This is a genomic window from uncultured Fibrobacter sp. (assembly GCF_900316465.1).
Lineage (GTDB): Bacteria > Fibrobacterota > Fibrobacteria > Fibrobacterales > Fibrobacteraceae > Fibrobacter.
Map to the genome: position 1 here is coordinate 1 of NZ_ONDD01000056.1, position 563 is coordinate 563.

At 49.0% G+C, this 563-nt stretch carries 2 protein-coding genes (1 of these 2 running past the window's edge); both read right to left on the reverse strand.

Annotated elements, in window-relative coordinates:
• Window positions 1–27: 27 nt before the first annotated feature.
• A complete protein-coding gene (locus tag QZN53_RS12890; protein WP_205428156.1) occupies window positions 28–213 on the reverse strand; it encodes a hypothetical protein in 186 nt (61 codons plus the stop codon).
• Window positions 210–563, reverse strand: the 3' end of a protein-coding gene (locus QZN53_RS12895; RefSeq protein WP_163439318.1) for a tyrosine-type recombinase/integrase. Its footprint extends 1,815 nt past the window's final position; 354 of the gene's 2,169 nt are visible here — the last part of the coding sequence; the start codon falls outside the window, past its right edge; it ends in the stop codon at window positions 210–212. The genes QZN53_RS12890 and QZN53_RS12895 overlap by 4 nt, the downstream gene beginning before the upstream one ends.

Here is a 563-nt window from a genome sequence, read left to right on the forward strand (position 1 = left end):
TCCCTGCGGAAGCGGGGACGCTGTTTGTTATGTCTGCGGAGCAGACGAGGACGGCTCTGCTTCTGAAACGGCTTCTTCTATACACAGTGCATCAAAGTGTTTCAGTTTCCATTCTTCAGTATTATATGAGAATCCGGCATCCTTCTTCTCCTGCAGAAACTTTTCGATGTGCGGTGCAAAGCAGCTCTTGAACTGATATCCTTTGATCTTCATGCCAGGCCTCCTTCCATCGGAATCCCGGCATCTTTCATGGAAAGGCCGCATTTCCTGCTTCTCTCGTCATCCAGGAGCAGATATTTCATAACAGTTGACGGATCGCGGTGTCCGAGGGCATCCATTACATCATCAATACCGGCATGATTCCGGAGAAGATTTGTAGCGAATGTCCGGCGTGTTACATGAAAGCCTCCGCCAGCAACACTTTTGCGTTCAGGAAGAAGTCTATAGAGCGCCTTCGTGCAGAACTTCCCTGTAAGCTTCCCATAGGGAGCTTTTGAGCGGATAAAAATGAATTCTCCGCCTGTCTTTGGCCTGCCATTTCGGATGTAAGCGTAAATCGCGTT